The following is a 12,938-nucleotide window of genomic DNA, read 5'->3' on the forward strand; positions in this document are numbered from 1 at the left end:
TAGTGTTTTTTTATTTCTTGCTCTTTTCAGTTAAACCATACCTAAGTCGAACAGAGGATTATGATAACGATTTAATATTTATCGTATTATTCCTCACATGCACTAAGATTTCACAATGATAAGCTTAATATTGTATGCCTTATGACACTTTAGGAGGTAATATAATGAGCAAGTACGACGAAGCCATGAAGCTGCTGGAAGAACAAGTGGGTAACAAGGATGGCCTGATCTCTCTGTCCACTATCGCGCTGGAACCAGGGGCCGATGGCAAAAGCCGTCCCGCCTCCCGCATTGTGGACGCCTATTATGAGGACGGCGCGTTCTACACCGTCACCTACGCAACCTCAGGCAAGATGCAGCAGATCGCCCAAAACCCCGAAGTCGCCGTTTGTATCATCGTCGAAAACTTTACGGCCGATGGTATCGGTGAAAACCTGGGCTGGGTATGTGACGAGAAAAACGCTGAGATGATGACAAAGCTGCGCACAATATTCGCCGATTGGTATAACGAAGCCAATAACGACGAAGACCCTAACACATGCCTGCTGCGCATTCGCCTGACAAAGGGCCTGTGGAATGACGCCCATAAAGGGATCAGAAATGAGATTGATTTTGTCAATAAGACGGCAAGTTAAGGGGTCTATGTGGTTTCAATATTTTGAGGATATAAAAAGAGTTATGAGAAGGGCGAATGAAGTTTTGAAAGACTTGTACTGGAGAATGGAGATTTAGAAATGATCTATCGATAATGTACCTAAGCTTCTTAACTTGGAAGTTCGATATTTTGGACCTAGTCTATCGTCTACTTCGATCCTAAGATTTCTACAACTAACCAATGTAGAAACCAATGTAGATTCAACGATAAAGGGATTTCTGCTGAAAAGGGTCGGTCTCTCAAAAAGACTTTTCCTTACTTCTGACACGTTCCACTGTAATGGTTGAAGCGGCAAGTTTTAGAGCCGCCCAGTACTGGGCGGCTCTTTCTTATTCTTTTATGTTAAGCTGAACGATTAGCAAGGAAGACAGTGATATACTGGTCAGCAATACAAAAATAATTTCCACTATTAACCAACATGCAAAACTCTATACGCGGAATACCCAATCGCAGAGTCTGCCGTCCGGGCATTTATGTACAACATAATCTGACCGCTGACGCTGTTGGATTCGCTCCCGCCATGATATCAGCAGAACCATCCCTTTGACTACCTACAAAATCTCTTTATTAAAATGTCCTCTTGTTTCTGTTTCCTGATTAAAGACAGCATTATTCATTGAGCCATTTAATTTACCTGAAGCCATATTAATGACTTTCATAACCTGCTCTTTTGATTCAACTGTGAAGTTTAATCTGAGCGCCTCGATTCCTTTGATGTTTTGTAGCTCATCTAAAAGATTAAGCGTCTTCCCATTAAGGAGAGTCGTTGTACAATCATTATGGGAAATTATAGGGAACGTTCCGTGCTCATCTTTTAACTCATAGCTCTTCGTTTTGCAAATTCTGCATTGATTCATTTTTTTCATCGGACAATATTTTGTAAACATCAAAGGAACCTTACCATATACAATCATTTCCAGTGCAGGATAGCCGTCATTTTCTTCATAATAGGCATTCATTAAATCTTCAATTTGGCTCTTATTCAATTCATAAGATAAAGTGACTCGTTTTGCACCTAATTTATATAATTCATAGCAACTAGTAGCATTAACAACATTTAGAGAATAGTCCGTAACAAACGGATTAGTTTCTCTGTAGTGATAAATTCCACCATATCCTCCGATCAGTAGCTGCCCTTCTTTTTCCTTATAATCATTCTGATTTCTTCTAACAACGTTTTTAAAATAGATTTCCTTAATTCCACAGCTCACGCAAGCATCGTACTGCTCCCTAGTCGTTACAGAGGCCGTAAGGTATGGTTTTTCAGAGGCAAAGCTTATTTTTTCTTTTGCTTTCAAAGCCTTGGTTCTTTTCTTTTGGCTGTTAAGCTTTAAGTCATATAAGCCCAGTACAATATCTCTTCTTGCTGCATTTAACAGTTTAGCTGGTATAAATGCATTACATTCCTCAAAATCCACATGATTAAGTTCGAATATCGTATCATTTAATCTTGAAAATTGCTTTATTACCTGGTCTTTTGTTGTTGGATTATTAATGGCTTCGCCTAGTATTTCCTCGCTTTCATATGAATAATTAAAGCCTAAGCCCTCCGCATCTATGAAAAGCTTTGAATCTGGACATGCATATACTCTAATATCGAGGTTAAACCGCTTAAATTCTTTTTCCAGTGATGATTCTAATTCTTTGCTATAGAAATAATCCTTCGTTTTATATACTAAATCTCCCTTAGACACCTTTTCTTTGATTTTGATATAGCAGACATCATCTGCTTTGTTGATTAATTCGCCATCTTTATCGTACAGTTTTACAACAGTTAAATTAACATCTTCATTGATGTGACTTATTCGGATGGTATCGTTTTGATTTAAAGTACGTGTAAGTGTTATTTCATACATGTCTTTAACAATCTTGCTAATTGTTCCAATTTCATAACCAAAGTTATTAGGTCTTAAGATGTTTGTAATATTCCTCTTATCTTCGCGAAATAAATATCCTTTAGTAAATGTTCGATTGAATGTTTTTTTCAAATTTTCTTTATCTTCTTCGGTTATTTTATTATCTAAGGCCATGCGATATTTGGATACAACATTAGCAACATACGTAGGCACTTTCATTCGACCCTCTATTTTTAAAGAATCGATTTCTTTTAAATCATGGATATAATCGATTGTGTTTAAGTCCTTAGTAGATAGAATATGGTTTTTCCCTAAAGATGTATCTGATGTCTTGTCCATTAGTTCATACTCCTTACGGCACGAACCAACACATCTTCCGCGATTTGCGCATCGATAGCCGATTAATCCTGACATTAGACAGTTTCCCGAGTAAGATACACATAAAGCACCGTGAACGAAAATTTCTAAAGGTATCTCAGCTATCCTTTTGATCTCTTTTACTTTTTCAATCTCAACCTCACGGGACAGAACAACTCTTTTAGCACCAAGTTCTTTAAATAATAAAGTTCCGTCTAAATCGTCTATTCCCATTTGAGTTGAACAATGTGCTTCCATATCAAGAAAGTTATTAACGATATAATCGAAAGCAGCCAGGTCCTGAACGATAATGCCATCAACACCGATATTATTTAATTCGTGTATCTGCTCTTTCATCTCTTCAACTTCGTTTTCAAAAACGATGGTATTCATTGCAACATAGATTTTAACATTCCTCAGGTGCGCATACGCAACAGCCTCTTTTAACGATTCTAAATCAAAATTAGATGAGTATGCACGCGCACCAAATTTTTGCATTCCTAAGTATACTGCATCACAACCATTAGATATTGCAGCTTTTAAAGCTTCCATATTTCCTGCTGGAGCTAGTAATTCAGTCATTTTTTCCTCCTTATGACCCATAAAATAAAAAAATTGTAGTTCTTGTGATACGTTCTCCGTAACATGGAGCTGCTGAAGGAGATTATCCAGAAGGGCTTCATGACGCTTGGACTGATGGAAGTGATCAGTCCCGCCACCGCAATCAAGGCGATTGAGATGAAGCACAAGCTATTCAACGGGGGCACAGGTGGCTATACGCTCTACGGCCTGGAAAGAGATCAAGGTGCATGAGGCAGCGCGCGAACAGGCCATCACCATAGCTATTCTTGAGTTTATCCCGATGGAGCAGTATGATGCTGTGACCCAGCGCATGGAGGATGTGACGCGGGCTTACTATGATTCAATTGGCCTAGAGGTGAAGCATGCCGGCAGATGGAGGCCATGAATTGATTGAGCATGCCAATAGACCAATACAATTTAAAAAACGGTGGTGAAAATAAGATGGAACAAATTTATGTGCGTCAGACTGTAAAGCGAATACAGAAGCGGTTGAGCCATAGTGATAACGGAGCAGCTTTCAAAGAATCGATTAAGGAAGCCTTCACCGTTGGCGTTGGACAGCATGATGTAGTGATCGAGCTTATTGATACTTTGATGCGCGGCGTATTACCAATCTATCGGCTCGGGTAAAGCCTATGCACAGCAAGTAGCAAGAGAGGCAATAGAATATCATGCGTAATGAAAAAGAGAACACCTACGATGGACTTTCTCCTTTGTGTGGCTTGTTAAAGTGTGGGGTAAGGTGGTGTGTGAATATGGTCAGGTGTCGATACATCGCCCATCTCACATGTTTTTCTAGATTCGCCAGGGGATCCAGGTCAAGCTGAGGCACTTCAGTTGTTAGACTTTGATTTAAAAGGTTGTATTTTTTCCATATTAAACCATTTTACAAATTTTTGTTGTTTTTTCTATGTATTTTTAATAGCGTGAAATCAAGAAGCACCCTCTTAGGGTGCCCTTATTGTCCTTCTATGTTTCGCTTGCTAAGCGACTCTATTCAGCATCATCGCGGCTTGCACTGTGTCAGCCGGTAGATTGCTAAGAATGTTGTTATACAAGTATTGTACCGCCGTGCACCGCGTGCGGCGGGATCGAGCCCACTTCTATCCAAGAGACGAAGTACTCGGAGATCAGACCCATGACCTGATCATGCCCCTTGCCCTCCTTCAACACGCTGACCACACCGAACGCCACCCGCATGGCTCACGACCGCCACACCATTGAAGACACGTACTAGCCCAACCGGGGTTGCGGTGCCCAATCAGTCACCTCAAAGACGGTGGCCGCGTCTCATTCCACCCTCCGGTCAAGCCGTAGGGCAGGCTCAGCCTTGAAACGCTCTTGGGACTAGATGGCATTCTGCTTTTCCAGCCATCTCAAAATCGCTTGGTTTGTTTCTTCCGGCTTTTCTTCCTGGATCCAATGACCGCAATCCAGATTGACCACTTCCACATTTGGTACGAACTTTGTCAGGTTTTCAGACTTCGCAACCACATCCCGGTCGCCGTAGATCATGAGGGTCGGCTGCTGGATGATTGGGTTCACTTTCGCCAATAATCGCCAGTTGCGGTCAAGGTTCCTGTACCAATTTATGCTGCCCGTGAATCCTGATGTTTCAAAAGCGGAGACGTAAACGGCCAGCTCGCTTTCGCTCATTACGGGCTCACCGAGTGGTGTTTCTGCTCTGGCGAGATTGATCAACGCCATACCTGACTCAGGTGCTCTGAGAGGCTCGTTCTTCCGGTACAGGTTGCGAAGGAACCTGTATGTATTGTCTTCGAATACGGCGTCCGCGACGCCTGGTTGTCGATTGAAGTGGACGAAATAGAAATCGCCGCCAAGTATTTCTTCCATGAACTCGATCCAGGGTTTTTCTCCGCGCTCTTGGTAAGGCAAGCTTAGATTTATCACTTTATTGACGCGGTTTGGATGCAACAAGGTCAGTCCCCAAACGACAAATGCACCCCAGTCATGACCGACAAAGGTAGCGTCCTCGTATCCATAGTGATCGAGAAGCGCGATGAGATCACCTGACAAGTGTTCAATGTCATAGTCTGTTACTTCGGTCGGACGGGATGAGTTGCTGTAACCCCGCTGGTTGGGGACGATGACATGGTAGCCCGCTGCGGCAAGGGCGGCCATCTGATGGCGCCAAGAAAAGGCATGCTCTGGCCAGCCATGGCAGAGTACAATAGGTTTTCCTACGTTTTCTTGGCCTGCTTCAAACACTTCGAGTTCCACACCATTGACTGAAATAAGGGTGGGCTTGGGAAAATCGGTTGGATTAAACATTAAATCAAAACCTCCTTCTTGTGATACATGTAGTATAATGGATAAACGGTGACATCTTATTGTCACCGTTCTGAATTCATGTAGAAAAAAGAGGGCAATTATGAACAAAGTGGAGAGACTCATTTCGATTATCATGATATTGCTGAGGAAAGAGATTGTTTCTACAACGGAATTCTCACAACTATTCCATGTTTCCAAAAGAACGATCCTTCGCGATATGGAAACATTGAGCTTATGTAACATCCCGATCTACTCTGTCAATGGCGTCAAAGGCGGCTACGGCATAATGGACGAATACAAGGTCGATAAACGCCTTCTAAGCAGCTCCGATTTACAGAATATATTGGCTGCGCTCGGCGGATTGGAACAACTCCTCCTTACTGAAGAAGTGGAAAGAACGATAAAAAAAATAGAGGCAATGGTTAGTCCATTGTCTCTGAATCGTTCCATTCAACTGTCGTTTTATGATTGGGAAGGTCGGTCCGAGATTCTTGAAACCTTAAAGACATGTCAAGAATCCATATCAAAGAAAAGGCTGGTTTCGTTTGATTATACAGATAAAGACGGGGCTGTAACGGATAGAATGGTTGAGCCCTATGAGCTGCATTTTAGCGAATCGAGTTGGTACTTGAAAGGATTCTGTTTACATCGACAGGGATCTCGAACATTCAAGTTATCCCGGATCGATCATATTACTATGGATGAACGCGCGTTTCATCCTAGAGACAATTGGTCTGAGCAAGGACACGAAGCAAGTTATCTACCGCAATTCGTCACGATTAAGGCATGGATATCGCCTAGCATAAAAGATCAAATTATCGAAAGGTATGGTCGACGAAGTATTGAAGACCATGGTTCTGGACTTTTATTAGCAACCATATATGTCCCTCAAAATTATATGGGATTTCAACTTTTAGCAAGCTTTGGCACTCATCTAAAAGTTGTAGAGCCCAAAACCTATGTTGAAGACTTTCGAAATTATTTATATCAAATGGTGGAGAACTATTCCTGATAAAAGTCTCGTCTCGACATATATGACCAATTCCACATGAGTTAGGTCTTAACGCGCTTCTTAATAGATTTAGCATTGAAGCTTCAACCCTCAACTCAACTTTTCGCCGTCACTTATGATACGGTTCACCGTATCACTCTAATAGCGAAGCTTAAGGTCACCCACTTGGATGACCTTATCTAATATAATTTCAACTAACAATTAACATGTAACCTGCTTTAAATATTTTTTCCTAAAAGCAGCATCAAATACTAACTCTTTAAACTTCTCCATAAGTATTAGAATCTCATGATATAGATTTTCAAATTCTTCTTTCGCTCGCTTTTCTTCATCCCTTTTATCTTTTCTTGGGTCTACGATCAACACGTATTCACCATGAGCAATTTTGTTTCGCTCTAGCACTAAATTATCCTTTATAAAGTTATCCTTCATCTCAAAATCCTCACTGTCCAAACCCAAACTGAATAATATATCTTCTAATATTTCATAGGTTAAGTTTGAATTAGTATCTACAATAAGTTTGTCCATCTCATCAACATTAAATATTCTATCGGATTCATATAATAGCTCACTAATTATTTCAGAATGTGATAAACATTTATTAGATTGCCTTGAGTTAACTATTGTTTTCTTCATTGATAGAGTAATAAAATTATCATTCATATCAATACATCTTATATTTTGACTGTTTAAATATTTTAAATATTCTCGAGCAGTTGTTTTAATAAATCCTTCCCAATGACCATATAATAATGTTATTCCTGACCTTATTGAGGTAACCAATAAATTTCCCTCTGCTGCATCGACATTATTTTTAAGTATCGTAAGCTCACGTTTTCTCCAAGAAATGTTTTTATCGAGTTTTGACTGGAACTTCTCAAGTGAGTACTCAGCCATTCATAAATACTCCCTTGCTTAAAATAGCTAGTTCTTTCAACCTCGTGATAGGGCGGGGCCCCCCTCTAGTTGTAAGACTTAGATATTGCGGGGATTTATATATGTCTTTAATTATTTGAATCGTATGCTCTTGGGCCTTTGTATTAATTTCATCTATATTTTCACTTATACCTGTAGTTATCACTTCAAATGCTGGCATCAAAAAGGCACCCCTAAATTTACCCTTTTCATGATCAAACTTTCGAAAAATATCATCTGAGAGAATCCTATCAAGGTAATCAAAGGTCTTGCGAAATATATCTTCTTCTTTCTGTAGATCTAATGATCTGTTTTCAGCTATATTAATAATTTCCTCCGAAATATATTCTCCCATATCTTCGTTACCTTTGATTTTGCTTAAATCTGCATGCCTAATAACTAAATAACGCATGAAAATTTCCATATTGAACTGTTCTAATTGTTGTTTTTCTGAGAGTGGAATGCAATTAACAAAAGACTGATATTTCACTAGTTCTGCTGCCCACAAATAAAAATCCCTATTAACCATTATTAATAGACAATTTCTAATTTCTTGGTCCGATAGTTTTGAACCGCCTGTGTTAATTCTTTGAAAAAGTTCGTACTTTGCATCTTTATCACTGGTTTTTTTAATAATTTTAATATCAAGTTTAGATCTTTTAAAATCAATTCTTAACTCTTGAGTAAATGAATTTTCAAGATCATCAGAATTATCCCATACTTTATTCTCTAGAGACGGTAAAAACTTAGTGCCTAATAATTTACTAGGCGGCTTCAATGTATCATCAGGAGATTTTAATAATCCCATAAATTCAAATATTGTAGATAGTCTCTGAAGCCCATCAATAACGTCCCATATTCCCTTCTCACCATGAGAAACAAATATTGGTGGTATTGGTATTCCTAACAGTATTGATTCAATTAATTTAGTTTTCTGAGAGTCCGACCATCTAAAAAACCTTTGAAATTCAGGATTAACTTTTAATTCGCCATCCTTATACATATTCGCCAATTCCCCAATTGACATTGGATATCCATCAGCTTGAATTTCTTTTGCTTTATTATCTATCTCTTCTTGTAATGACACTTCCTATCCCTCCCAATTGTTTATGGTTACAATATTTCAGAATAATTCGTTTATCATTGAGTCAATTTCATCTTGTTCTGGTAATTTAGTACCTATTCTTTTACCTATGTCCTCTAACTGTTCTATACGAGGATATTTCAAATTTCTTAAATCAGTTGCATTTACTTGTGTATGACCATTGAATTGACGTAAATATGAGTCAATTAATGAAGAATTTAAAAAGACAGTTAATCCTTTAGCTATTCTCTCAGTCAGGCCTTTTCCGTTAAGATGAAAGTAATTCACATGATTTTCAAATCCTATTTTTGAAAGCATTACTCTTCCGGGATCATAGATAGCTGCAACTACTCTTCTTCGTTCTTCTTTTGAAGAAAACCTCTTAACTAATACATAATAACCAGAAGGTAGTAGAAGGCTTTCAGTAACACAATTCTGAAAAATAGAGTCTGGTTTCTTGCTGTTTAGTTTAGGCCACTTTACAAATCCATCCTCAAAATGAAAAGGGTAAATTAATGGCACTGTTCCATGTAGTGACTGATTACGCAGGTAATCTTTAGATCTAAAATCTACTACTCTACCCGTAGATACTGAAATCCCCAGATCTTCCAGGGTGTTTCCTAATTTATCTATTTGATCCGATATTTGATAACCTGCATCATTTTTTAATATTCTTATAAACAACTGTTTGTCATTGGGATGTACAAATTGATCATAACGTATACTATACTTAGCAATTTCATTTGTATTTTCAGAACTAGACGTAATCGATACTTTACTACTATTTTTTGGTTCTCTTTTTATTAATTTAAAAATTATATTTTCCTGTTGTACTCCATCATCACTGAACGTACTCCTTCTTGAATCAAATGTATGAATCCGGCAAAATGTTGATTCTTTCAACATTTCTAGTCGAAAAGACTTAAAATATGGACCGTTACAAAAGCTTCTAGGTGTAATTGCTACCAACTCACCATCACTCTTTAAAAGACGTAATGTTAAAATTACAAAGGCAGAGTATAGATTAGATGTTTCTACTGAGATTCTTTTCAAAAATTTTCTTTCTAAGGAACTACTATGAATTTTACGATAAGGCGGATTCAAAATCGCACAATCAAAACGTTGAATTTCTAGGTCTTCCACCTTACTATTCTCTAAAAGGTTTATGCTTTCCTTAATGAAATCTCTATTCAAAATTTCCCAATCCAGCTTTATTCCTAAACGATTACAAACATCGTAGCAAATTTCTCTGGTTTTAAATAAATAAGGTAAAAGTACTGGGTCTTTTTCATATGCAACAATTGAGATCTCTTTAGGTCCATCTTCACAACAACACATTTCTGCAATAAATGCTGCGCTTAAGGAGCCTACTCCAGCTCCTGCATCGAGTAATCTAATTTTACTTCTACCTTCATCAAACATAGATGCCATAAGACAAGCAATTTTAGAATTGGTGAAGTACTGTCCTAGCTCTATTTGTTTATCATTTTCAATCGAAGTACTGGAATCTCTACGAATTTTATCAACTAATTGAAGAAATTTTTTCTTATCAAAAACACTATTTTTGAAGTGCATAATTTACCTTCTCCTTACAAACAAAGAACCAACTTTATTATACACTAATCATTTCAGTCTTTGTAAATTCAACTTCACAAAGTACAATTTCGCTCTACTTATGATACGGTTCCCCCCGATTTATCTTCACCGCGCGATAAATCTGCTCCACCAGCACCAGGCGCATGAGCTGATGGGGCAGCGTCATGCGCCCGAAGCTCATGCGCTGCTGCGCGCGGCGCATGACCTCGTCGGAGAGCCCATGGCTCCCTCCGATGACGAACACGACATGGCTCGTCCCATAGGTGCCGAGCCGGTCAATTTCTGCGGCAAGCTCTTCCGAGCTCCACAGCTTGCCGTCAATCGCGAGCGCAATGACATGCGCCTCGCTCTTTATGTGCGCGAGGATGCGTTCCCCCTCGCGTGCCTTAACAATACCGACCTCTGCTTCGCTTAGAGAGTCGGGTGCTTTTTCATCTGCCACCTCAATCACCTGAAATTTCAGGTAGGGTGTCAGCCGTTTAGCATACTCCGCGATGCCATTAATCAAGTACTTTTCCTTCAATTTTCCTACGCCAATAATTTGAATAAGCATAAGTGCCTCCTGTTATAGTCCTCTATTGAAATAGCAAAAGGACGCGCACTGGGCGTCCCCTGTAGTTTTAGTAAGTACCTTTTCGCATTCCTTAAATGTCCTATTCTTCAGACAATCCATCCCCTACTTACTCTCCTCCCGCTCCTCCATTGCAAAATCCGGCTTTTCCCCAGCTTCATAAGCACTCAATATAGAATCCAGCAATCCTGGGAAACGTGCGCTCAGATCCTCTGTCCGTAGCGACAGTATACGCTGGGTTCCTTGCACCCGCGTAAACACAACCCCTGACTCGCGCAGCGTACGGGCATGGTGAGACATGGTGGATTTGGCGATCGGAACGTTGAAGCCGTTGCAAGCCTGTTCTCCATTTCTATGAATATCCGATACGATATGGAGGCGAATCGGATCGCTGAGCGCATACAATACGGAAGCAAGCTGAATGTCCTTGCGGTCCGGATGAAATAGTATTTTCATGGATGATTATCCCCTTTGTCCTACTTTTAATGCGAAAAAATATTGGTGTTCCTAATTGCATTTTATATCAACGCATGCTATATTTCAATTGTTCGTAAGTAATCGAACTATTAAACAATAATAAAAGGAGTGCTTCGCACATGACTTCTGTAAATAACCTTTCCGCGAATGCGGATCATGAAGCCTCCGCTCCGGAAGCGACTCTTCCACGGGAAGGCCTGCTGACACTGCTGTTCAGCATCGCTGTGGTTCTTGTCATCATGAATACAGCCATGTTCAATCTGGCACTGCCTGATGTAACCGAAGCCTTCGGCATTACAGCTGCATCTGCTTCTTGGATTGTTACCGGGTATTCCATTATGTTTTCGATTGCCTCAATCACGTACAGCCGGCTCTCTGATTTTCTGCCGATCCGCCGCCTGCTGGTGATAGGCTTGTTGACGCTAGGCTTTGCGGCTGTGGCCGGCTTCTTCAGCACCAACTTTATCTTTCTGCTTATCGTGCGCATTCTACAGGCGTCGGGCGCGGGCGCAGTAATGTCCTTATCTCTTGTTCTATTTACCCGCTATGTCCCGCAAGCCCGTCGCGGCAAAGCGATGGCGACGATTATGTCAGCCGTTTCACTCGGCCTAGGCCTTGGTCCGGTCGCGGGCGGAGCCATCGTAGAATATCTCGGCTGGATCTGGTTATTCGCTGTAACGGCAGCTATTTTGCTTCTCGTGCCATTGTTCCTTATCCTGTTGCCTAAAGAGGTGCCCACCCGCGGCTCCTTTGATGTGCTTGGTGGGCTGCTCTTGGGCGTGGGTACCACCGGTCTGCTGCTGTTCCTGACTAGTGGGCTGTGGGTGGCCTTGGTCGCCGGACTTGTCGCCATCGCTTTATTTGTTGGCCGCATCCGCAGCACGCCCGACCCATTTGTAATGCCCGCGCTATTCCTTAACCGCTCATATCTCGTGCTGGCGGTGGTCGGAATAGCCTCCTATCTGTGCAGCTTCGCCACCTTGTTCCTGCTGCCGCAGATTTTAACTCATCGCTTTGGCTTCAGTGCAAGTCATGCCGGGCTTGTGATCTTTCCGGGATCGCTGCTCGCAATCTTCGTTTCCCGTTCCGTCGGACGAATCATCGACCGTTATGGCAATGCGGGGATATTGCGTTTCGCTCCACTGCTTGTGCTGACTGCTACCGTCCTGTTCGCTGTTTTTGCGGGACGATCCTGGATTGCCGTCATGCTCATCTATATGATTATGAGTCTTGCCTTCACGACGTTGTCCAGTAGTGTATCCAATGAAATCTCACGGATTCTTCCTTCCTCACAAATCGGCTCCGGGATGGGACTGTTCCAGTTACTGCAATTCTTTAGTGGCGCCTTCAGCGTAGCTATGGCCGCAAGTGCATTGGAATGGCAGCGTGGACTGCCGCTCCGGGCCGCTTACTCAAACATCTACTGGGGACTCTCTATTGCAGCAATGCTTGCCATCATCTCAGCCATTGTCTACCGCAAGAACAACCGAGGTAGCTCCCTGACCAATATGGCAGATGCAGCAGATGCATAAAATTAATCC

13 protein-coding genes are annotated in these 12,938 nt (G+C 40.9%); 6 read left to right on the top strand and 7 right to left on the bottom strand.

The annotated features are described in order from the left end of the window. Positions 1-164 precede the first annotated feature (164 nt). Complete coding sequence (locus MKY99_RS30070; protein WP_339267995.1) at positions 165-635, top strand: pyridoxamine 5'-phosphate oxidase family protein; 471 nt, start codon at positions 165-167, stop codon at positions 633-635. A 571-nt stretch (positions 636-1,206) separates the two neighbouring features. Here the strand turns inward: MKY99_RS30070 and MKY99_RS30075 are convergent. Continuing rightward, positions 1,207-3,450: a DUF3656 domain-containing protein gene (locus MKY99_RS30075; RefSeq protein ID WP_339267996.1), complete on the bottom strand. Its 2,244-nt coding sequence runs from the start codon at positions 3,448-3,450 to the stop codon at positions 1,207-1,209. A 63-nt stretch (positions 3,451-3,513) separates the two neighbouring features. Here MKY99_RS30075 and MKY99_RS30080 point away from each other — a divergent pair, with 63 nt between their 5' ends. The 3 genes from MKY99_RS30080 to MKY99_RS30090 are packed head-to-tail and all read left to right on the top strand — an operon-like array spanning position 3,514 to position 4,080. Then, on the top strand, positions 3,514-3,681 hold the full coding sequence (locus tag MKY99_RS30080) for a hypothetical protein (protein WP_339267998.1): 168 nt from the start codon (positions 3,514-3,516) through the stop codon (positions 3,679-3,681). Continuing rightward, positions 3,638-3,835 carry a hypothetical protein gene (locus tag MKY99_RS30085; protein WP_339268000.1) on the top strand — a complete coding sequence of 66 codons (198 nt, stop codon included), beginning with the start codon at positions 3,638-3,640 and terminating at the stop codon, positions 3,833-3,835. Before MKY99_RS30080 ends, MKY99_RS30085 begins: the two co-directional genes overlap by 44 nt. A 5-nt stretch (positions 3,836-3,840) precedes the next feature. Then, the gene (locus MKY99_RS30090) at positions 3,841-4,080 is read left to right on the top strand and encodes a hypothetical protein (RefSeq protein WP_339268002.1); all 240 of its coding nucleotides are present in this window, start codon (positions 3,841-3,843) and stop codon (positions 4,078-4,080) included. Positions 4,081-4,797: 717 nt separating this feature from the next. Here the strand turns inward: MKY99_RS30090 and MKY99_RS30095 are convergent. Then, positions 4,798-5,742 carry an alpha/beta hydrolase gene (locus tag MKY99_RS30095; protein ID WP_339268004.1) on the bottom strand — a complete coding sequence of 315 codons (945 nt, stop codon included), beginning with the start codon at positions 5,740-5,742 and terminating at the stop codon, positions 4,798-4,800. 100 nt (positions 5,743-5,842) lie between these two features. On the opposite strand from MKY99_RS30095, the gene MKY99_RS30100 reads away from it, so the two are divergent. Continuing rightward, positions 5,843-6,754 (top strand): YafY family protein, encoded by a 912-nt coding sequence (locus MKY99_RS30100; protein WP_339268006.1) that lies wholly within the window; start codon positions 5,843-5,845, stop codon positions 6,752-6,754. 201 nt (positions 6,755-6,955) lie between these two features. Here the strand turns inward: MKY99_RS30100 and MKY99_RS30105 are convergent, their stop codons facing one another. The 5 genes from MKY99_RS30105 to MKY99_RS30125 form a co-directional block, all read right to left on the bottom strand. Next, positions 6,956-7,651: an MAE_28990/MAE_18760 family HEPN-like nuclease gene (locus MKY99_RS30105; RefSeq protein ID WP_339268007.1), complete on the bottom strand. Its 696-nt coding sequence runs from the start codon at positions 7,649-7,651 to the stop codon at positions 6,956-6,958. Then, entirely contained in the window at positions 7,644-8,756 is a 1,113-nt protein-coding gene (locus MKY99_RS30110; RefSeq protein ID WP_339268008.1) for a DUF262 domain-containing protein, read from the bottom strand. Before MKY99_RS30110 ends, MKY99_RS30105 begins: the two co-directional genes overlap by 8 nt. A 36-nt stretch (positions 8,757-8,792) precedes the next feature. Continuing rightward, positions 8,793-10,328, bottom strand: a complete 1,536-nt coding sequence (locus tag MKY99_RS30115; RefSeq protein ID WP_339268010.1) for an Eco57I restriction-modification methylase domain-containing protein — start codon at positions 10,326-10,328, stop codon at positions 8,793-8,795. Positions 10,329-10,422: 94 nt separating this feature from the next. Next, on the bottom strand, positions 10,423-10,902 hold the full coding sequence (rlmH, locus tag MKY99_RS30120; protein ID WP_042131690.1) for a 23S rRNA (pseudouridine(1915)-N(3))-methyltransferase RlmH: 480 nt from the start codon (positions 10,900-10,902) through the stop codon (positions 10,423-10,425). Positions 10,903-11,025: 123 nt separating this feature from the next. Next, the gene (locus MKY99_RS30125; protein WP_076285050.1) at positions 11,026-11,376 is read right to left on the bottom strand and encodes a helix-turn-helix transcriptional regulator; all 351 of its coding nucleotides are present in this window, start codon (positions 11,374-11,376) and stop codon (positions 11,026-11,028) included. 140 nt (positions 11,377-11,516) lie between these two features. Here MKY99_RS30125 and MKY99_RS30130 point away from each other — a divergent pair, with 140 nt between their 5' ends. Next, positions 11,517-12,929 (top strand): MFS transporter, encoded by a 1,413-nt coding sequence (locus tag MKY99_RS30130; protein ID WP_339268013.1) that lies wholly within the window; start codon positions 11,517-11,519, stop codon positions 12,927-12,929. Positions 12,930-12,938: the final 9 nt, after the last annotated feature.

Source organism: Paenibacillus sp. FSL R5-0470, assembly GCF_037975205.1.
Classification (GTDB): domain Bacteria; phylum Bacillota; class Bacilli; order Paenibacillales; family Paenibacillaceae; genus Paenibacillus_AQ.

What these genes read in the sequence shown, in the direction of transcription:
- MKY99_RS30080 (WP_339267998.1), top strand. Translation starts at nt 3,514, where the DNA reads ATGGAGCTGCTGAAGGAGATTATCCAGAAGGGCTTCATGACGCTTGGA.
- MKY99_RS30125 (WP_076285050.1), bottom strand. Translation starts at nt 11,376, where the DNA reads ATGAAAATACTATTTCATCCGGACCGCAAGGACATTCAGCTTGCTTCC.
- MKY99_RS30100 (WP_339268006.1), top strand. Translation starts at nt 5,843, where the DNA reads ATGAACAAAGTGGAGAGACTCATTTCGATTATCATGATATTGCTGAGG.
- MKY99_RS30130 (WP_339268013.1), top strand. Translation starts at nt 11,517, where the DNA reads ATGACTTCTGTAAATAACCTTTCCGCGAATGCGGATCATGAAGCCTCC.
- MKY99_RS30115 (WP_339268010.1), bottom strand. Translation starts at nt 10,328, where the DNA reads ATGCACTTCAAAAATAGTGTTTTTGATAAGAAAAAATTTCTTCAATTA.
- MKY99_RS30075 (WP_339267996.1), bottom strand. Translation starts at nt 3,450, where the DNA reads ATGACTGAATTACTAGCTCCAGCAGGAAATATGGAAGCTTTAAAAGCT.
- MKY99_RS30070 (WP_339267995.1), top strand. Translation starts at nt 165, where the DNA reads ATGAGCAAGTACGACGAAGCCATGAAGCTGCTGGAAGAACAAGTGGGT.
- rlmH (WP_042131690.1), bottom strand. Translation starts at nt 10,902, where the DNA reads ATGCTTATTCAAATTATTGGCGTAGGAAAATTGAAGGAAAAGTACTTG.
- MKY99_RS30095 (WP_339268004.1), bottom strand. Translation starts at nt 5,742, where the DNA reads ATGTTTAATCCAACCGATTTTCCCAAGCCCACCCTTATTTCAGTCAAT.
- MKY99_RS30105 (WP_339268007.1), bottom strand. Translation starts at nt 7,651, where the DNA reads ATGGCTGAGTACTCACTTGAGAAGTTCCAGTCAAAACTCGATAAAAAC.